At 67.6% G+C, this 18,219-nt stretch carries 21 protein-coding genes and 1 pseudogene; 9 read left to right on the top strand and 13 right to left on the bottom strand.

The annotated features are described in order from the left end of the window. Positions 1 to 71: 71 nt before the first annotated feature. From rplT to ACMX37_RS00910, 3 genes and pseudogenes are all read right to left on the bottom strand, one after another. On the bottom strand, positions 72 to 431 hold the full coding sequence (gene rplT / locus ACMX37_RS00920; RefSeq protein ID WP_482782866.1) for a 50S ribosomal protein L20: 360 nt from the start codon (positions 429 to 431) through the stop codon (positions 72 to 74). A 49-nt stretch (positions 432 to 480) separates the two neighbouring features. After that, complete coding sequence (gene rpmI / locus ACMX37_RS00915; protein WP_026092007.1) at positions 481 to 684, bottom strand: 50S ribosomal protein L35; 204 nt, start codon at positions 682 to 684, stop codon at positions 481 to 483. Between the two features lie 461 nt (positions 685 to 1,145). Continuing rightward, positions 1,146 to 1,894 (bottom strand): annotated as a pseudogene (locus ACMX37_RS00910) (MauE/DoxX family redox-associated membrane protein). A 70-nt stretch (positions 1,895 to 1,964) separates the two neighbouring features. Between ACMX37_RS00910 and ACMX37_RS00905 the strand changes: the two are divergent. From ACMX37_RS00905 to ACMX37_RS00890, 4 genes are read left to right on the top strand one after another with little or no spacing between them, the layout of a single operon-like run. Continuing rightward, entirely contained in the window at positions 1,965 to 2,393 is a 429-nt protein-coding gene (locus ACMX37_RS00905) for a MerR family transcriptional regulator (RefSeq protein ID WP_483147098.1), read from the top strand. A 6-nt stretch (positions 2,394 to 2,399) separates the two neighbouring features. Next, positions 2,400 to 4,106, top strand: a complete 1,707-nt coding sequence (locus ACMX37_RS00900) for a copper resistance system multicopper oxidase (RefSeq protein ID WP_483147097.1) — start codon at positions 2,400 to 2,402, stop codon at positions 4,104 to 4,106. Further along, positions 4,103 to 4,996, top strand: a complete 894-nt coding sequence (locus ACMX37_RS00895; RefSeq protein ID WP_483147096.1) for a copper resistance protein B — start codon at positions 4,103 to 4,105, stop codon at positions 4,994 to 4,996. Before ACMX37_RS00900 ends, ACMX37_RS00895 begins: the two co-directional genes overlap by 4 nt. A gap of 24 nt (positions 4,997 to 5,020) precedes the next feature. Next, positions 5,021 to 5,404 (top strand): copper resistance protein CopC, encoded by a 384-nt coding sequence (locus tag ACMX37_RS00890; protein WP_483147095.1) that lies wholly within the window; start codon positions 5,021 to 5,023, stop codon positions 5,402 to 5,404. 4 nt (positions 5,405 to 5,408) lie between these two features. Here the strand turns inward: ACMX37_RS00890 and ACMX37_RS00885 are convergent, their stop codons facing one another. The 9 genes from ACMX37_RS00885 to ACMX37_RS00845 form a co-directional block, all read right to left on the bottom strand. After that, positions 5,409 to 6,608, bottom strand: a complete 1,200-nt coding sequence (locus ACMX37_RS00885; RefSeq protein WP_483147094.1) for a glycosyltransferase family 87 protein — start codon at positions 6,606 to 6,608, stop codon at positions 5,409 to 5,411. A 96-nt stretch (positions 6,609 to 6,704) separates the two neighbouring features. After that, entirely contained in the window at positions 6,705 to 7,475 is a 771-nt protein-coding gene (gene hisN / locus ACMX37_RS00880; RefSeq protein ID WP_483147093.1) for a histidinol-phosphatase, read from the bottom strand. Further along, complete coding sequence (locus tag ACMX37_RS00875) at positions 7,472 to 8,077, bottom strand: hypothetical protein (protein WP_483147092.1); 606 nt, start codon at positions 8,075 to 8,077, stop codon at positions 7,472 to 7,474. The genes hisN and ACMX37_RS00875 overlap by 4 nt, the downstream gene beginning before the upstream one ends. After that, on the bottom strand, positions 8,064 to 8,429 hold the full coding sequence (locus ACMX37_RS00870) for a ribose-phosphate pyrophosphokinase (RefSeq protein WP_483147091.1): 366 nt from the start codon (positions 8,427 to 8,429) through the stop codon (positions 8,064 to 8,066). The genes ACMX37_RS00875 and ACMX37_RS00870 overlap by 14 nt, the downstream gene beginning before the upstream one ends. Continuing rightward, complete coding sequence (locus tag ACMX37_RS00865; RefSeq protein WP_483147090.1) at positions 8,426 to 8,836, bottom strand: bleomycin resistance protein; 411 nt, start codon at positions 8,834 to 8,836, stop codon at positions 8,426 to 8,428. Before ACMX37_RS00865 ends, ACMX37_RS00870 begins: the two co-directional genes overlap by 4 nt. 11 nt (positions 8,837 to 8,847) lie before the next feature. Further along, the gene (locus ACMX37_RS00860; RefSeq protein WP_017665012.1) at positions 8,848 to 9,783 is read right to left on the bottom strand and encodes a ribose-phosphate pyrophosphokinase; all 936 of its coding nucleotides are present in this window, start codon (positions 9,781 to 9,783) and stop codon (positions 8,848 to 8,850) included. An 81-nt stretch (positions 9,784 to 9,864) separates the two neighbouring features. After that, positions 9,865 to 11,886 (bottom strand): TonB-dependent receptor, encoded by a 2,022-nt coding sequence (locus tag ACMX37_RS00855; protein WP_483147089.1) that lies wholly within the window; start codon positions 11,884 to 11,886, stop codon positions 9,865 to 9,867. Positions 11,887 to 12,137: 251 nt separating this feature from the next. After that, on the bottom strand, positions 12,138 to 13,427 hold the full coding sequence (locus ACMX37_RS00850) for a glycoside hydrolase family 16 protein (protein WP_483147088.1): 1,290 nt from the start codon (positions 13,425 to 13,427) through the stop codon (positions 12,138 to 12,140). A gap of 414 nt (positions 13,428 to 13,841) precedes the next feature. Beyond that, on the bottom strand, positions 13,842 to 14,450 hold the full coding sequence (locus tag ACMX37_RS00845) for an HNH endonuclease (RefSeq protein WP_483147087.1): 609 nt from the start codon (positions 14,448 to 14,450) through the stop codon (positions 13,842 to 13,844). Positions 14,451 to 14,593: 143 nt separating this feature from the next. Here ACMX37_RS00845 and gluQRS point away from each other — a divergent pair, with 143 nt between their 5' ends. From gluQRS to ACMX37_RS00820, 5 genes are all read left to right on the top strand, one after another. Further along, positions 14,594 to 15,424: a tRNA glutamyl-Q(34) synthetase GluQRS gene (gene gluQRS / locus ACMX37_RS00840; protein WP_483147086.1), complete on the top strand. Its 831-nt coding sequence runs from the start codon at positions 14,594 to 14,596 to the stop codon at positions 15,422 to 15,424. 25 nt (positions 15,425 to 15,449) lie between these two features. Then, complete coding sequence (locus tag ACMX37_RS00835; RefSeq protein WP_088912726.1) at positions 15,450 to 15,680, top strand: hypothetical protein; 231 nt, start codon at positions 15,450 to 15,452, stop codon at positions 15,678 to 15,680. Positions 15,681 to 15,693: 13 nt separating this feature from the next. Next, positions 15,694 to 16,269 carry a cob(I)yrinic acid a,c-diamide adenosyltransferase gene (locus ACMX37_RS00830; protein ID WP_483147085.1) on the top strand — a complete coding sequence of 192 codons (576 nt, stop codon included), beginning with the start codon at positions 15,694 to 15,696 and terminating at the stop codon, positions 16,267 to 16,269. A 90-nt stretch (positions 16,270 to 16,359) separates the two neighbouring features. Continuing rightward, positions 16,360 to 17,229, top strand: a complete 870-nt coding sequence (locus tag ACMX37_RS00825) for a 3-hydroxyacyl-CoA dehydrogenase NAD-binding domain-containing protein (RefSeq protein ID WP_483147084.1) — start codon at positions 16,360 to 16,362, stop codon at positions 17,227 to 17,229. Positions 17,230 to 17,315: 86 nt separating this feature from the next. Next, positions 17,316 to 17,801, top strand: a complete 486-nt coding sequence (locus tag ACMX37_RS00820; protein ID WP_483147083.1) for a hypothetical protein — start codon at positions 17,316 to 17,318, stop codon at positions 17,799 to 17,801. A gap of 21 nt (positions 17,802 to 17,822) precedes the next feature. Here the strand turns inward: ACMX37_RS00820 and ACMX37_RS00815 are convergent, their stop codons facing one another. After that, the gene (locus ACMX37_RS00815; protein ID WP_483147082.1) at positions 17,823 to 18,209 is read right to left on the bottom strand and encodes a hypothetical protein; all 387 of its coding nucleotides are present in this window, start codon (positions 18,207 to 18,209) and stop codon (positions 17,823 to 17,825) included. Positions 18,210 to 18,219: the final 10 nt, after the last annotated feature.

The raw sequence follows: 18,219 nt of genomic DNA, 5'->3' as shown, positions 1-18,219 counted from the left end.
AAGCGAAAGGGGCAGGCTCCCCGCGGGAACCTGCCCCTGATCTGCGTGCCGGGCCGAAGCCACGGAACCGCTTACGCGGGCAGAGCGGCCTTCGCCTGCTGGATCACGGCCTTGAAGGCGCCGCCTTCGTTCATGGCGAGATCGGCCATCGCCTTGCGGTCGAGCTCGATGCCGGCGAGCTTGATGCCGTGCATGAACTGCGAATAAGTCAGGCCTTCCATGCGGACGGCAGCGTTGATGCGCTGGATCCAGAGAGCGCGGAAGGTCCGCTTCTTCACCTTGCGGTCGCGGTAGGCGTACTGCCCGGCCTTCTCGACCGCCTGGCGGGCGATGCGGATGGTGTTCTTGCGGCGACCGCGATAGCCCTTGGCCTGGTCGAGAATCCGCTTGTGCTTGGCGCGGGTGGTAACACCGCGTTTGATGCGAGGCATATCAGTATATCCTTATCTTGAGGACGCTTGGGCCGTCAGGCCGCTCGCATCAATCCAGCCCGTAGGGCGCCCACTTCTTGATCGTCGGCGTATCATTGGCCGACAGGACCGAGGTGCCGCGGTTGGTGCGGATATACTTGGCGTTGTGGCTGATCAGGCGGTGACGCTTGCCAGCGACGCCGTGCTTGACCTTGCCGGTGGCGGTGATCTTGAAGCGCTTCTTCACACCGCTCTTGGTCTTCAGCTTGGGCATTTTCATCTCCTGCAAGAGACACGTCGGAACCGGCCATGGCAGCCCTTGTCGCCAGGCTGGCTGATTGATTCGTGTCGGTGAAGTGCGCGCGCTTAGGCGGGAAGGACGCGAAAGGCAAGGCAAATGGCGAGGGGGCACGGGCCGGCGATGCCGTGACCGTGCGGCCGGTCCGGTGAACCCCGGAGCCTGCCGCCGCTCCGCTCGCACAGGGGCGTTCACCAGACCCGCTTTCGGTATACCGCTAATTTACCATCGTCGCGTTGACGCTCGTCACACAGGCGGCCGCCGCGACGCCATCATCGCCAATACCGCCTACTGAGACGCCAGCAGATAGGACTCGCAAGGTTTTCCCGTCCTGCCCCAGCGCAGTCCGATCCGTTCCGCGACGCCGTTGCGCGAACGCGCCGGAGAGGCAGGGCTGGACGCTTGCCAGGGCAGCGGCGAACGGCGGCATCAGGGCGCTACATGCCGTACGCAACCAGCATCCAGATCGCCATCGCGATCATCATCAGGTTCTCGGTCAGCGATACGAAGCCGAGCGGCACGTTGCTGTCTCCGCCGACGCAAGCACATTTGAGTTCGCGCCTGTCGAGATAGACCGCCTTGAACACGCTCACCCCGCCGATCGTGCCGATGAACAGCGCGACCGGGACCGACACCCAGTGGAGCACGCCTGCCACCATCAGCACGCCGCCAGCCCTTCGGCAAAGGGATAGATCCGCGCATAGGGCACCCAGCGCGCCGCCAGCAGATCGTAGTTCAGGAACATAGTCGCGAACTTTTCGACGTTCTGGAGCTTGAGCAGCGCCAGCGCACACATCGAGAAGGCGACGAACCACTCGCCTGCTCGGATGGAGAGCGCGGTGCCGTCCGCTGCATAGCTCGCCGCCATTGCCATCAGCGCGGTCATCGTGAACAGGGCGATCACCGGGCGGTAGGTGGTGGCCGAGGGGTCGGCGACCTTGAGGCCGAAGAACCGCCGCAGATCGTCGTAGCCGCCGATGCGCACCCCATTGATGAAGGTCTGCGGGGTGGTCGCCACGCCGTGCTCGGCCTTGAAGCGGTCAGTGTCCTCGCGCGTGGCGAGGTGGTGATCCTCGACCTCGTAGCCGCGCGAGCGCAGCAGGTGGCGGGCCTTGAGGCCATAGGGGCAGGTGTGCCCGGGCATCACCATGCGGTGGAGGACGGCAATGCGGGGTGCGGATTTCATCTCGATTCTTCCCTTGATACCTATCGGATGACCCGTATATAAGTCCCGTACTGCAGTACGGTTTCAAGAGGTGAATGTGAAGATCGGCGATCTGGCACGTGAAGGCGGTGTCTCGGTCGAGACCATCCGGTTCTATCAACGCCGCGGCCTGCTGGCCGAGCCGCCGCGCGGGAATGGCGTGCGGCGCTACACCGAAAGCGATCTCGAACGGCTGCGTTCGATCCGCGCGGCGCAGACGGCGGGTTTCACGCTCGACGAGATCGCGACGCTGCTCGGGCTCGATCCGGACGACCGCGCCGCCGCGCGCGCGCTCGCCGAGGCGCGGATTGCCGCAATCGACGAGAGGATCGCGACCCTCAAAACCATGCGGGCCGCGCTCAAGAGCCTCGCTGCCGACTGCGCGCGGGGCGGAGACGGACCATGCCCGATCCTCACCGCATTCAGCATGCCGGCCGCCACCCGCGCGGGCAGCAACCAGGCGCGAACCCGCCGCGTATAGGACCCGATGACCTTTTCCCCGATCTCCCGCCGCGGCTTCGTCCGTGCCGCCGGCGCCGCCTCTGCCTTCGCGGCCATGCCCGCCTGGGCGCAGGGCCATTCCGTGCATCGCCGCCACGGCGGCGCGCCGATCCGCGTCGGCTTCGACACCGTGTCGGGGCCGATCATCGACCTGTCGGTCGGCGAGGGACGGCGCATCGTGCAGGGGCGCAAGGGCCACGGCATCGCCGTCAACGGCTCGGTGCCGGGGCCGCTGATCCGCCTGCGGGAAGGCCAGAACGTCCGGCTCAACATCACCAACCACCTCGATGAGGACACCTCGATCCACTGGCACGGGCTGCTGGTGCCCTTCCACATGGACGGGGTGCCGGGGATCAGCTTCCCCGGGATCAAGCCGGGGCAGACCTTCACCTATGAATTCCCGATCCGGCAATCGGGCACCTACTGGTATCACAGCCATTCCGGGCTTCAGGAACAGCAGGGCCATTACGGGCCGCTGATCATCGATCCCGCCGGCCCGGAGCCGGTGGAATACGACCGCGAGTTTATCCTGCTGCTGAGCGAGTTCACCCCGCTCCACCCGCATTTCATCATGGACCGGCTGCGCAAGGGCGAGGGCTATTTCAACTACCAGCAGACCAGCTGGGCGGACGACTATCCCCTCACCGCGGCCGACCGCCGGATGTGGGCCGAAATGCGCATGCCAGCGACCGACATCGCCGACGTGACCGGCTCCACCTACACCTATCTCGCCAACGGGCGCGGGCCGAAGGAGGGGCTGGAATTCCTGTTCACCCCCGGCGAGCGCATCCGCCTGCGCGTCATCAACGGTGCGGCGCAGACCTTCTTCAACCTGCGCATCCCCGGCCTTCCCATGACGGTGATCGCGGCCGACGGGCAGAACGTGAAGCCGGTCGAGGTCGACGAATTCCAGATCGGCACGGCCGAGACCTACGACGTGATCGTGGAGCCGCGTGCCGAGGCCTACACCATCGTCGCCGAGAGCATGGACCGCTCGGGGCTCGCGCTCGCCACGCTGGCGAGCCGCCCCGGCGCGCGGGCGGCGATTCCCCCGCCGAGGAAACCCCCGCTGCTCGATATGGGCGACATGGGGATGAACCACGGAGATCATGGTTCGGGTCACTCGATGGACGGCATGAAGATGCGCGACACGCTGCTGCTGCCGCCCGACGTGAAGGTGGGGCCGGGGATCGACATGGTCTCGATGGCCCCGGTCGACAAGCTGGGCGACCCCGGGCTGGGCCTGCGCGATGTGGAGCACAGGGTGCTCAATTACCGGATGCTGTCGGCGCTCGAACCCAATGCCGACACGCGCGAACCGTCGCGCCTGCTGGAGCTGCACCTCACCGGCAACATGGAACGCTACATGTGGTCCTTCGACGGCGAGATGTATTCCGCCGTCTCCGACAAGCCGATCCGCTTCGCGTGGAACGAGCGGGTGCGGGTGAAGCTCGTCAACAACACCATGATGGCGCACCCGATCCACCTGCACGGCATGTTCTTCACGCTGGTCAACGGCGAGACGCCCGCGCACCAGCCGCGCAAGAACATCGTCATCGTCCAGCCGGGGGCGAGCGCGCAGTTCGATCTGACCGCCGACGAGCCGGGCGACTGGGCATTCCACTGCCATCTGCTCTACCACATGCACGGCGGGATGATGCAGACCGTGACGGTGATGGGGCCGGACGCATGAAGGCCGCGCTTGCCCTGCTCACGCTGACGGGCGCTGCGCCGCTCGCAGCGCAGGACGAGCATGCGGGCCACGCCATGCCCGCACCCGACCCGCACGCCGGGCACGACATGGCCGACACCGAAGCAGACCCCTCGCCCGGCCCATTGATGGAGACCCAGCCCCCGCCCGAGGCCGGCAGCGGGCCGCCACGCGCCGCCGACGCGATCTGGGGCCCCGAGGCGATGGCCGCCTCGCGGGCTGACCTGCGCCGCACCCACGGCGATTTTCCGGTGTTCTGGTTCCAGGGCGACCGGATCGAGACGCAGGTGCGCGAAGGCGCGGACCTCTACCTCTGGGACATACAGGGCTATTACGGCGGCCCGACCGAGCGGCTGTGGTTCAAGTCCGAGGGCGAAGGCGAATGGGGCTCGGACCCGGACGAGGCCGAAGTCCAGGCGCTCTATGCCAGGGCCTTCAAGCCCTTCTGGGACTTCCAGGCCGGCATCCGCCACGATATCGCCGGGCCGGACACCACCCATGCCGTGATCGGGGTGCAGGGCCTTGCGCCCTACATGTTCGAGATCGACGCCGCGCTGTTCCTCTCTCACCGCGGCGATCTCACCGCCCGGATCGAGGCCGAGGTCGACCAACGCATCACCCAGCGCCTGATCCTCCAGCCAAGGATCGAGGCGAACCTTTCGGCGCAGACCATTCCCCAGCTCGGCATCGGCGCGGGCCTCGACCGGATCGAGGTGGGCGCGAGGCTGCGCTACGAGTTCCGGCGCGAGTTCGCGCCCTATATCGGCTTCGAGCAATCATGGCGCACCGGCAAGGGCGCGGATTTCGCCCGCTTGCGCGGCGAGGACCCTTCCGCCACCAGCCTTATCGCCGGCATCCGTTTCTGGTTCTGATCAACACGAAGGACGTTACCCCCCATGCGTATCCCTGCCCTTCTCGCCGCTCTCGCCCTCGCCGCGCTCGCCCAGTCCGCGCCGCTCATGGCGCACGTCAAGCTGGCGGCATCGACCCCGGCGGCGGGTGCCAAGGCCAAGGCGACCAAGACGGTCACGCTCACCTTCAGCGAGAAGGTCGATCAGGCCAAGGCCACCGCCGCGATCGTGATGACCGCGATGCCGGGCATGGCGAACCATGGCGAAATGCCGATCCGCAACTTCACCGCCAGCTGGTCGCCCGACGGCAAGACGATGACGCTCTCGCTCAGGCAGGCCCTGCCGAAGGGCACCTACGAGGTGCGCTGGCAGGCCGCCGCGGGCGATGGTCACGCGATGAGCGGGACGGTCGAATTCGTGGTGAGCTGACCGCTCACGCCGGCTGGGCCAGCCTGCCTTCGGACGCGGGTCGCCATTCTCCCGGCACCCGCGCGCCCTCGATCGACCCGCGGTTCCAGATCAGCGCGACCATCGCCAGCGCGGCGATCGGCATGAGGTTGATCTCCAGCGGCAGCGCCGCCGCGCGGGTGGCGAGCGGGGCGAGGTAGAGACCGGCTACCAGCAGCTTTTCCCAGGGCCGCCAGCCGCGCGCGCGTCCGTCGGCGATCAGCCAGAACACCGGCACGGCGAGGAACGGCAGGTCGTAGGAGAACAGGTAGGGCGAGGCGACCGCCGTGGCCGCGAGCATCAGCGCCCCGCTCGCGAGGCTGTCGCTGGTGCGGCGGGCGAAGATCATGGTCAGCGCCAGCATCGCCAGCGTGATTGCGGCCTGCACCGCCATCGCGACCTCGGGCGTCGCGCAATAGCGCAGGGCGGCGTAGGGCGTGGTCATGCGCAGCCAGAACACGCCCTGTCCCTGCGCCATCAATTGCCGGCTGACCTCGAACACCTCGGGATAGGCAAGCCACGCCGCCGGGCCGAACACGGCGAGGCTGGCGAGGATCATGCCGCCCGCCCCCAGCACTCCGCCCGCAATCGCCTTCCAGTCGCTCCGCGCCAGCAGCCAGAAGGGCGCGAGCAGTGCGAGGTGCGGCTTGATTACCAGCATCCCCAGCAACACGCCCGCCAGCCACGGCGAGCGGCGCAGCGCCAGCACCGCACCGGCCAGCAGCGCACCGGTGACGAAGCCGTTCTGCGCATGGGCTGCGGCGAGGAAGGCGGCGGGAAAGGCCAGTAGCGGCCAGGTGAGATCGCCCCGGAACTCGCGGTGCATGGCGCCGAACCAGACGGCGAAAGTCACCGCTGTCCACACGATCCACGCGGCACCGAAGGGCAGCACCGCCAGCCAGAACACGAAGAAAAGGAAAGGCGGCGGGTTCACATAGGCGATCATCGCATCGAAGCCCGCCTCCTTCTGGACCGCGCGCTGAAGATCGAGATCGAAGGCCGCGGCCGGGCCGTGATCGGCAAGGATGCGCGCGGCGGACCAGAAGGCCTGGAAATCCGTCCCGTCCTTGTAGATCGCAAGGTAGTTGACCGTCAGCATCGCCAGGAAGGCGAGCGCGAGCATCGTCGCATAGGCGCGCACGCGCCGGGCGTTCAGCCAGTGTGCGTCGCGCAGGAAGGCGTGCATCGCGTCTCGGTCCCGTGAAACTGTCGGAGACCGGCTTAGCCGCGCGCCTCTTTAGGAAGTGCTAACCCTGTTTGCGCTGGGCCAGTCCCCCCGACCTCAGCCCATCGCCTCGAGCACGTCCTCGAGCCGCGCCGGATCGCCGAGCGCGATCACGGTGCCGTCGGACCCGGCATCGAGCGGGTTGCCCTGCCAGTCGGCCATCATCCCGCCCGCGCCTTCGACCACCGGGACAAGCGCGGCGTAATCGTGGAGCTTCAGGCCCGCCTCGATCACGATGTCGACATGGCCCGAGGCAACGAGGCCGTAATTGTAGCAGTCCCCGCCGAACACGATCTTCTTCTCCGCGACCGTCTTTGCGACTGACATGAAGGCGTCCGCCTCCTCGTTGGTGAAGAGGTGCGGGCTGGTGGTGGCAAGCACGGCGTCAGCGAGGTCCTTCAGGGGCTTGGTATGTGCAGGCTTGCCGTTGAACAGGGTCGGTTGGCCGATGCGGCCCACCCAGCGCTCGCCGCTGATGGGCTGGTCGATGATGCCGAGCACCGGCCAGCCGTCCTGCAGCAGCGCGATCAGGGTGCCGAAGATCGGGCGGCCGGCGATGAAGCTGGTGGTGCCGTCGATCGGATCGAGCACCCATTGCCGGCCCGCGCCCTCGTTGCGGGTGCCGTATTCCTCGCCGATGATGCCGTCGGCGGGGAACGCCTCCTCGATCAGCGCGCGCATCGCGGCTTCGGCGGCCCGGTCGGCTTCGGTGACGAAGCTGCGGTCGGCCTTGCGTTCCTCGGTCCACTGGCCGCGGAACAAGGGGCGGATGGCCGCGCCCGCCGCATCGGCAAGTCGCAGCGCGAGGGCGAGATCCTTATCGGTCATGGGAAGCTTTCCAGATAACGCGGCGGGATCGCCGGGTCCGTTGCCATAACGCCGACGAAAGCGGCTGCAAGAGCGATACCGAGCGCCGCGACGCAGACCGGCACCGCCCGGCCCCGCACCCGCCATGCGAGCGCGCAGGCGGCATGAACGAACAGCGCGGCGACGCCGAGAAAGTAGTAGGGCACGAAGAAGGCCGCATAACCGGCATGGAAGCCCGCGGCAGCGAAGTGGTAGTTGGTGTCGAGCCCCAGCAGCAGCCGCCCCGCCCAAACCGCGCCGACATGGTTGAGCACGAACAGCGCCAGCACCGCGCCCGATATCGCCTGCCACCGGCCCAGCCCGCGCCGCCGCTCGCCGCGGGTGCGCCAGATCATCGCAAGGCCGCTCGCCAGCTGAAACGCGAGCGCCAGCATCAGCAACGTCTCGGCGACGGGATGGCGGTAGAACGGGCGTAGCGCCGTCATCGCCGCGATATGCGCCTGCTGACCCGAGAACATCGCGAGGTGGTTGCCGACGTGCAGCGCGAGGAAGGCACCGATCAGCGCGCCGCTCGCGAGATGAAGGCGGCGCGTGGTGCGGTTGCGGTCGTCATGCGTCTCCACGGGCACCCCAATAATCGAAGGCGTCGGCCTGTCGAGCCTCGGTGTAGCGCCGCGCCTCGGGGCCTTCCCACTCCGGCGGCAGATCGTCGAGGATGCCCGTGCGGGTGACGAACCAGCCCTGCCCGGGCAGCCCGTCCGACTGGCGCACCACCAGCACGGCGAGGCCCGGCTCTCCGCAGGCGCGCCCGTCCTCGTCGATCCGGTCGAGCACCTTGCACAGCTGGCGCATCAAGGGCCGCGTGAAGGTGTGGCCGAGAAGGTTGAGGATCTCGCCGTAGGTGAAGGCATGCCGGGCACGCGCGGCCCCGATCAGGAGCGCGCGGACTTCGGCAGGGTCGAACACCGCCGTCACCCGCGCAGCCGGTAGTCCCACTGACCGGCATTGGCGCCGATCCCCTGGCCGAAGATCACCAGATTGCCGTCCGGATCGCGCACGGAAAACTCGCGCTGGCCGTGGGGCTGGTCCTCAGGCGGGGTCCAGCGCTCCGCCGCGAGCGCCTCGAGCCGCGGGGCGATCTCGGCGAAGAGCCGGTCCACGTCGAGCACGTCGACATAGGCATGCGAGGGTCCCGGCCGATCGGGACCGTAGAGCGCCGCCTCGAGCAGCCGGATGGCGATGCGATTGCGCTCGATATAGGCGTAGCCTCCGCCGGGGCGCCACGCCTTGAAACCCAGCACGTCCTCGTAGAAGACGACCGCCGGGTCGATCCGCTCGACCGCGAATGACGGCGTGACCTGCACCCAGCCATCCTGATGCATCGCCCGGCGTCTCAGTCGAAGAGCGAGCTGACGGAGCTTTCGTCCGCGATGCGCCGGATCGCCTCGCCCACCAGCGGTGCAATCGGAAGAATCCGGATACGGTCCGAGGCTTCGGCGGCCTCGGTGGGACGGATTGAATCCGTGATCACCAGTTCCTTGAGACTCGACCCGTTGATGCGCGCCACCGCGCCGCCGGAAAGGACGCCGTGGGTGATGTAGGCCGCGACCGACTTGGCCCCGCCTTCAAGCAGCGCCTCTGCCGCGTTGCACAGCGTGCCGCCCGAATCGACGATGTCGTCGATCAGGATGCAGTGCCGCCCGGAGACATCGCCGATGATGTTCATCACCTCGCTCTCGCCCGGCCGGTCGCGGCGCTTGTCGACGATCGCGAGCGGGGCGTTGTCGAGGCGCTTCGCCAGCGCCCGCGCGCGCACCACCCCGCCCACGTCGGGGGAGACCACCATCAGCTGCTGGTCGCCATAACGCGCCTGGATGTCGGCGGCCATGACGGGGGCGGCGTAGAGGTTGTCGGTGGGAATGTCGAAGAAGCCCTGGATCTGCCCGGCGTGGAGGTCCACCGCCAGCATCCGGTCAGCCCCGGCTTCCGTGATCAGGTTCGCCACCAGCTTGGCCGAGATCGGCGTGCGCGGGCCGGGCTTCCGGTCCTGCCGGGCATAGCCGAAATAGGGCACCACCGCCGTGATCCGCTTGGCCGAGGCGCGGCGCAGCGCGTCGATGCAGATCAGCAGTTCCATGAGGTTGTCGTTCGCCGGAAAGTTGGTCGGCTGGACCACGAACACGTCCTCGCCGCGCACGTTCTCGTGGATCTCGACGAAGACCTCCTCGTCCGAGAAGCGCCGCACGCTCGCGTCGGTCAGGGGGATCTCGAGATAGGCCGCGATAGCGCGGGCGAGCGGCAGGTTCGAATTGCCGGACATGATCTTCATCGCTGCGAATCCCCGTTGGCGCGTGACGCCCCCGCCTAACGCAGCGTCATGGAATTGCAACGCGCACGGGCCGCGTTCTCGTCAGAAGTCGGCAGAGAGCGACAGGTTCAGCCGTCGTGAGGGGATGAACTGGAAGCCCCCGCCGCCGGTCACGTTCCAGCCGAAGGTGTTGGTGAGGTTGGCGATCTGCGCGCGCAACACGGCGGGCGTGCGGCCCAGCTTGAAGCGGTAGCGCGTGCCCAGATCGATGATCGCGCGTTTCGGGATGAACAGAGTGTTGTCGATCCGGGCGGCGCGCGCTCCGGTGTAATTGATGCCGAGATCGACCGACAGCGCGTCGAAGGCGGGCGGCTGGTAATCGAGCCTCAAGTCGAGCGTCGTCCCCACCCGGCCGAGCGGCCTTTCGCCGAGACGGCCCTCCTCCACCGCCTCGCCCGTCACCCGGGGGCGCATCAACACCGCGCCTGCTACCATGTTGAGGCCTGCGACGGGCTTGGCGGTCAGCGAAATCTCCGCGCCCTGGTGCTTCACATCGCCGAGCACACGGAAGACGTTTTCGTTGCCGAGCTCGAAATAGGGACGCCGCACGTCGAACAGGCCAGCAATGAGCTTGACGTCGCGGGCCGGCGACCAGCGCAGTCCGGCCTCGACCTGCCGGGTGCGCAGCGCGGGCAGGGTGAGGTTGGCGTTGGCGGCAAAGGCCGGTGCGGTGCCGCTTTCCTCGAGGCCGCGGGTGGTGGCCGCATAGATCGCGATCCCCTCGATCGCGGTCAGCGCGGCCGAGGCGTTCCACAGGAACGGGGTATCCTCGGTGCCGGTCGGCGGGCGTCCGGGCGCGCGCACCTCCTTGCGGTAGCGGGTCTTCTGCACGCCGACGTTGATCTCGCCCAGCCCCTGCCAGAGCATGGCATAGCCCAAGGCACCGGTCTCCTGCCGGATTTCGTCGCGGGTGAGCGCGCCGAAGGTGACCTCGGGCTCGGGCAGCGGATCGGCAACGCCGATGGTGCCCGGGCCTATGCTGCGAAAGGCAAAGCCGCCCAGATCGTCGTCGACGCGCCGGAACCGTCCCGAGGCGAGCAGGCGGTGGCGGCGCGGGCCATCGGCGAATTCGCGCTCGACCAGCAGCTCCCCCGACCAGGATTGCGACACTTGGTCACGGCCAAGCAGCACCTGCCTTTCGGCACGACCGTCGCGCTGTGTCCCGGCAAAGAAATTGGCGCCGAAGCGGTCGATCGTGAAGCGCGAGGAGAACAGGCCCGCGCTGAACCGCCAAGGGCCGCGCGTCGCCTTGGCGATCCCGCCGAAGTTCTGCGAATGCCCCGCCCAGTCGGCCCAGTCCTGCCCGTAGAAGCGGTTGCGGGCGATGCGCCTGGGGAGGAAGGCTCCGGCGGTGAAGATCACCGGGGTCTGCTCCTCGTCGAAGTAGTCGTAGCGGCTGTAGAAGCCGGTCAGCTCGACGCCCCCGGCGGGCCGCCAGCGCACCACCCCGCCATAGCGCACGAACCAGAAGTCGGCGGCGTCAGGGTAGGCGAATTCCTCTATCGCGGCGCCGATGTTGAGATCGACACTGCCGGTCAGCGGCAGGGCGGCGTCAACGGAGGCAAAGGGCGCGAAGAAGTCGCCGAAGCCGGTGCGGGCGCTGACCACTGGCTTCTCGCCCACCCGGCGAAGGGCGAAATCGACGATCCCCGTCGGCGCGGGGAAGGGATAGCCGAGTGCCGAAATGCCGACCTGGATCGTCGATCCCGCCCGCACCGCATCGCTGAAGGCGCCCTGCGAATCGAAATAGAGCCCCTCGATCCGCACGTTCTGTGCCGCAAAGGCGGAAAAGCCGCGAACGTTTCCGCCGTTGTAGAGCCCGATGGTCTCGTCCCCGACGCTGGTGCCGAAGGCATCGGCGGCCTGAGTGATGACGTTCTCCTCGGAACGGTTGACCAGCGCGATACCCTGGGACGGGGAAGGCTGGCGGACGGCAGCCTCCGCCTGAACGTCTTCGGCGGACGGGGCTTCTGAGGGAGCGGATGGCGGTGCCGGAAGCTCTAGGTCGGCTGCGGCCGCGGAACCGGCGATGACGAGCGCGGAAACGAGGGCGAGAGGGATCACGGCGCCTCCGGAAGGCTTGCCCGAACAGGCAGAACGGCCTGCCAAGCGCAGGATCAGCCGGGCCGGTAACAAGTCCCGTGACTATATGCAATGTTATTACATAACCTAGATTGGTGGGATATGCCTTCCGAGCGGGGCAGCGGTAAGTGGTTTTCTATAGGTCTTCTCCCAGGCAGGTGTGAGGCGCGGCGGCGGCAAAGGAGAACCCGCCGCCGCGCCCGCCTCCTGCCGGAGGCTACCGGGCCTGTGCCTCAGCCCGGCACCTTCCATACCGCGAACGATCGCACCCGCATCTCGGCCGTGCCGCCGGTGTATTCGGCCGTGCCATGCTTGACCGCGACGTTCATCAGCGGGAACCAGGTAATGCCCTTGAAGGGATTGACCGTCTGGTAGGTCTCCTTGCCGTCGACGAACCAGGTGATGAAATCGGGCGCGATATCGACGGCGAAGCGGTGGTAGCTCGTGTCGAAGCCGCTGATCCCGTAGGCATTGGCGGCATTGACCTGCATGAGCGCGGTGAAGGTCCGCGTGCCGTTCGCCCCGCCATGGATGTTGCCCGAGATGTTGCGGGCGAAGTTCCAGCCGCTCGAATAGCCGAAGCCTTCATAGACATCGATCTCGGGCGGCCAGGCACCGCTCGCGGGGAGCAGCCACAGCGCGGGCCAGCCGCCGCGGCGGTTGGGCATCATCGCGGTCCATTCGTACTGTCCGTACTGGACCTGCGTGGTCGGCATGCGCTGGCCGGTGAGGATCGCCGCACCATGGTTCCAGTACTTGCTGTCGTGAAAGATCGGGCTGACGAGGTGCTGGCTGCGGATCACCACCTCGTTGTTCTCGATGGCGAAAGGTGCCGGCGCCGTGGAGTGCAGCACCGGATCGAGATAGAGCCCGCTTTCGTTGTTGGCGGGCTGGGTGCGGCCGTGGGGGAGGCGCGTGCGCCACACATCCGCACCGCCGGCATCGCTCCAGGTCACCTTGGCAGGATCGAGCTGATAGGAAAGCGCGCCGGTGGGTGCAAAGGTGCGCGGCTGGCGGAAGCCGCTCATCTTCGCGACGCCCGGCGCGGCGCCCGCGACGGCGGTGATCCGCGCCGAGGAATTGATCACGCTCCCGCCGACCACGCCTTCGGGCAGGATCAGGTCGAAGGTGCGCCCGGCATCCATGTTCACGAGCGGGATGCGCACGGTCTGCTCCAGCGCGTCGCCCGGGCGGAAGAACAGGGTGGTGACGGTGCGCTGGAAGTGCCGCCCCTCCAATCCGGCGAGCGTCCCCGATCCGTTGCGGGTCATCACCCGCACGATCACCGTGTTGGGGGTGTGGCGGTTGATGCGCACCGGAACGAAAGCCTCGGTCGCGCCCACTGGGACGCTGACGGTCCCGATGCTCACCGCCGCCTTCGCGGGATAGGCCGTGCCGTTCTTGAAATCGAAGGCGGCGAAGGGATTGGTCGTGGTGGTCGCGCCCTCGGGGAGAGTGCTGCCCAGCGAGGCCATCCTGTCGCCGGACGGGGCCAGTGCCGCCACCGGCTCCGGCGTGGACATGGCGGCGGGGGGCGCAACCTCGTCGCCGCCACACCCGGCCACGACGGAAACAATTACTGCCAGAGAGAACAAACGCTTCATGGGGGCATACTCCTGCTGCCCCTTTGTGAAGACGCCAATTCCTCACCCGTCAATGCAATCCATGTTAGAATGAGACGAGCTGCACTTTATCCTGAGTTAATATCCAAGAATGGAGTCGACAATTCTCATTTGATAAACAGCTCATCGCAGCTTCTACTTAGAACCTGTGTGTTGATGTCTTTTGACACGCCGTTTCGCGAATCAGGAATGGGCGGAAATCGGCTTCAGGCGCGGCAGGAAGCTCTCCGGTCTGGAGCGAAGACAGGAGGCGTGGACAGCAGGGCGGCTCTGGGCCCAGAAGCGGGGCGATATAGCCGGGTGACGACTTGGGCCTCAGGCTTCCAGCTCGACGTCCCAGTAAAGCCAGTCGCGCCACGTCTCGTGGAGGTAACCCGGCGGGAACATCTTGCCCGCCTGCTGCAACTGCCAACTGGTCGGGCGGATCGGCGCCTGGTACAGCGCCATCCCCGCCTGTTTCGGCGTGCGCCCGCCCTTCTTCATGTTGCAGGGCGCGCAGGCGGTGATGATGTTCTCCCACGTCGTGCGCCCGCCCAGCCGCCGCGGGGTCACGTGGTCGAAGGTCAGATGCTCGTGGCTGCCGCAATACTGGCACTGGAAGCGGTCGCGCAGGAACACGTTGAAGCGGGTGAAGGCGGGGAACTCGCTCGCCCGCACATATTGGCGCAGCGCGATCACGCTCGGGATCTTCATCTCGAAGCTGGGGGAGTGCACCTCGCGGTCGTAGCTCGCGACGATGTCCACCCGGTCGAGGAACACCGCCTTGATCGCGGTCTGCCACGGCCAGAGGCTCAGGGGGTAGTAGGACAGCGGGGTGTAGTCGGCGTTCAGGACCAGCGCCGGACAGGCCGAAAGGTTGCGGGTCGGATCCTCCTCGACCCCGCGGAACCGGGCAGCTTTCTCGATCAGTTCGGCATTGAACACGGCGCGCGTTCCTCCCTGATTGACCTCCATCCTGACCTGACAGGGCAAAGAGTCAAACCCGTGACAGGGCGGCTATCCACAGGGACAGGCAGTGGATAGGCTGTGGATAGCGCAAGGTTATGTCGTGTGGCATGGGAGCTGCGATGGATCGCCGCTCCCCGACCGTGACCCGTTTCGCACCCAGCCCCAACGGGCGGCTGCACCTCGGCCATGCCCTTTCGGCGATAGTCGCGCATGATCTGGCGAAGGCGGCGGGCGGGCGCTTCCTGCTAAGAATCGAGGACATCGACGGGCCCCGCTCGCGCCCCGGACTGGCGGATGAATTCCGTCGCGATCTGGAGTGGCTCGGGCTGGAGTGGGAGGAAGTCCCCGCCCAGTCCACCCGCCTCGAAAGTTACGCCGCCGCCGCCGAACAGCTCAAGGCGCTAGGCCTGCTCTATCCCTGCACCTGCACCCGCAGGGAGATCGAGGCGGCCGGCGCGGTCGAGGGCTCGGATGGCCTGATCTACCCCGGCACCTGCAAGCGCCGCCCGCCCGATCGGGCGCGACCCGCCTCGTGGCGGCTCGATGCGGACAAAGCCTTCGCCGAGACCGGCCCGCTCCTCTGGGAGGATGCGCTGGCGGGGGCGCAGCACGTGGATCTCTCCGGCCTCGGCGATGTCGTGCTGGTGCGCAAGGACCTGCCCGCTAGCTACCACCTCGCCGTCACGCTCGATGATGCGGCGGACGGCGTGACGCTGGTGACGCGGGGTGCGGACCTCTTCGCCGCCAGCCACGTCCACCGCACGCTACAGGCGCTGCTCGGCCTTCCCGTTCCGCGCTGGCACCACCACCCGCTGCTGCTCGGCGAAGACGGCGAGAAGCTCGCAAAGCGGCGCGGCTCACCCGCCCTGGCCGAGCGGCGCGAGGGCGGCGAGGACGGGCGAATGCTTGCGGCACAACTGAGGTTGCAACATTTCCGGCTTGGAACCTGAGGCCGGAGCGTCCATTTAGGGGCCCATGACCTATTTTCTCGTCGCCGTGCTCGTCGTCCTCATGGGACTGACCGCCTTCTCGCTGATCCGCGGGGTGGTGGCCTTCCTCCAGACCACCAAGATTGACCTCGAAACCGGCGAGGGCACCACCGCGACCGACATGCAGCTCGCCCAGAACAAGGCGATGTTCGCGCGGATCAAGTATCAGGGCCTCGCCATCGTGGTGGTGGCGATCATCCTCGCGGTCTCGCGCTGACCCTTCGCCCGCGATGGTCAAGCTCAACCGCATCTACACCCGCACCGGGGATGACGGGACGACGGGCCTCGTCGACGGCTCGCGCTGCCCCAAGCATTCCGCGCGCATCGCCGCCATGGGCAAGGTCGACGAGGCGAACTCCGCCATCGGCCTTGCGATCTGCGCGCTGGAGGGCGAGGCCGAACGTGCGCTGCTGACGCGCGTGCAGAACGACCTGTTCGATTTGGGCGCGGACCTCGCGACGCCCTCGGCGGACGGGGATTTCACCCCTTCGGAGATGGTGCTGCGGATCGTGCCCTCCCAGCCCGAATGGATCGAGGGCCGGATCGACGAACTCAACGAGCGGCTCGAACCCCTCACCAGCTTCGTCCTCCCGGGCGGGAGCGAGGCGGCAGCGCGCGTCCATGTCGCCCGCGCCACCACCCGCGCCGCAGAGCGCGCGATGGTCGCGCTGGCGGCGGAAGACGCGGTCAACCCGGCCGCGCTCGCCTATATCAACCGCCTCTCCGACCTGCTCTTCGTCCTCGCCCGCGTGGCGAATGACGATGGCCGGGCGGACGTGAAGTGGGTCCCGGGGGCGAACAGGTAGCTTCGGCGCTAGCCAAATAGGCTGCTAGCCAGCCGACATCTTCCCCGCTAGGGCGGCCTCCTTGCTGCACTTGCGAAGGAACGAGCACCCATGCGCAACATCGCCGTCATCGGCGCCGGTCAGATGGGAACCGGCATCGCCCAGACCGTCGCCGCCCACGGCATGAACGTCATGCTCACCGACGTCGACCTGCCCCGCGCCGAGGCCGGCAAGCAGGTGATCGAGAAGGCGCTCGTGAAGCTCATGGGCCGCTGCAAGATCGAGGCCGACGAAGCGGAAAAGCTGCTAGCCCGCATCACCCCCGTCGGCGACTATGCGCCCTTTGCCGAGGCCGACCTCATCATCGAGGCCGCCACCGAGCGCGAGGAGATCAAGAACGCGATCTTCGACAAGGCCGGCAAGGTACTGGCAGCCGACGCGATCATGGCATCGAACACCTCCTCGATCCCGATCACGCGGATGGCCAACCACTCGCCTGACCCCGCCCGCTTCATCGGCCTGCACTTCTTCAACCCCGTGCCGGTCATGGGCCTCATCGAGGTGATCCCCGGCCTCGCCACCGCGCAGGCGACCACCGACCGCACCACCGCCTTCGCCCGCTCGCTCGGGAAGGAAGTCGTCCTTAGCCAGGACGAACCCGGCTTCGTGGTCAACCGCATCCTCCTGCCGATGATCAACGAGGCGGTCTTCGTGCTCGGCCAGTCGACCGCGGGGATCGAAGACATCGACAAGGGCTGCCGCCTCGGGCTCAACCACCCGATGGGGCCGCTGCAACTCGCGGATTTCGTCGGGCTCGATACCTGCCTCGACATCATGAACGTGCTCTACACCACCACCCGCGACAGCAAGTACCGCGCCGCACCGCTGCTGGTGAAATATGTCGAGGCCGGGTGGCTCGGCCGCAAGACCGGGCGTGGCTTCTACGACTACACGGGCGAGGCACCGGTCCCGACGCGCTGATCCGGCGCAAGCCCGGTGCGTCCGGGCGCAAGGGCGGGCAACAATCGGCGCCGTTCGCGGGTTAGGCAGCGGGAAGGAGAACCCCTATGCCCAAGCCCGCCGACGCGATCCCCGGTCATCCCGAGGGCCTTCCGCCGGAAACCCACAACGACGAGCAGGACCCGAAGGCCGCACAGGCGCAGGACGTCGCCGATGCCGCGCGGCGCGAGGACAGCCGCACGTCGAGCCCGCTGGAAAGCACCAAGCCCCACTCGCCCGATTACGACCCCGCCCCCGATTCCACCGGCGACCTGATCGACGAAATGCGCCGGATGGAGGGCGAAGGCAGGATCGACATGTCGGCCTATGCCGGCGAGCCCAACCACGACGACGAGGAAGGCACCTACGGCGGCGAGACCACCGACGACGAGGACGACGAGTGGCTGATCGCCGATGGCGAGGACAGCGCCGAGGAAGCGGATCTGCTCGACGGCGAGGGCCTGATGGAGGAGGTGAGGTTGCTCGAGGAAGCCGAACAGCGCGACGATGATGACGTGCTGCGCGAGGACCTGCCCGACGACGAGGAGGATTGAGCGCTCGCAGGGGCGCGCGTCTCACTCCGCCTCGGGCGCGATCTCCTCGCTGGTGCCGGTGAAGCTCGGCTGGCTGTTGTCGATCCGCGCGGTGGCGGAGATCGGCGCTGTCATCGGATTGCCGACCGGTGCGGGGGCTGCGGCAGGGGCGCTTGCCGCCGGCTGGTCTGCGGGCGTGTAGTCGCCGAAGACCGAAGGCTCGGCCGCGGCGCCCTCGCCCTCGGTATCGCCGCCAGCGCCCTGCGCTTCGCCGGCGTCCAAGCGATCGCTGTTCGCCTCGACAAAGCCGGTGACGCGGCCCACGACGCCGCTGTCTTCCGAGGTGCCGACCATCGAGACGGCGCTCAGGATGGTCATCCCCGCAAAGAGGAGCGCGACCTTGCTGTTCTGGAACACGGCCTTGTACATGGCCGCGTGC

It is taken from the genome of Porphyrobacter sp. THAI-01a (genome assembly GCF_056868655.1).
Note: the sequence above shows the minus strand (reverse complement) of the source record. Positions and strands in the feature narration are given on the sequence as shown.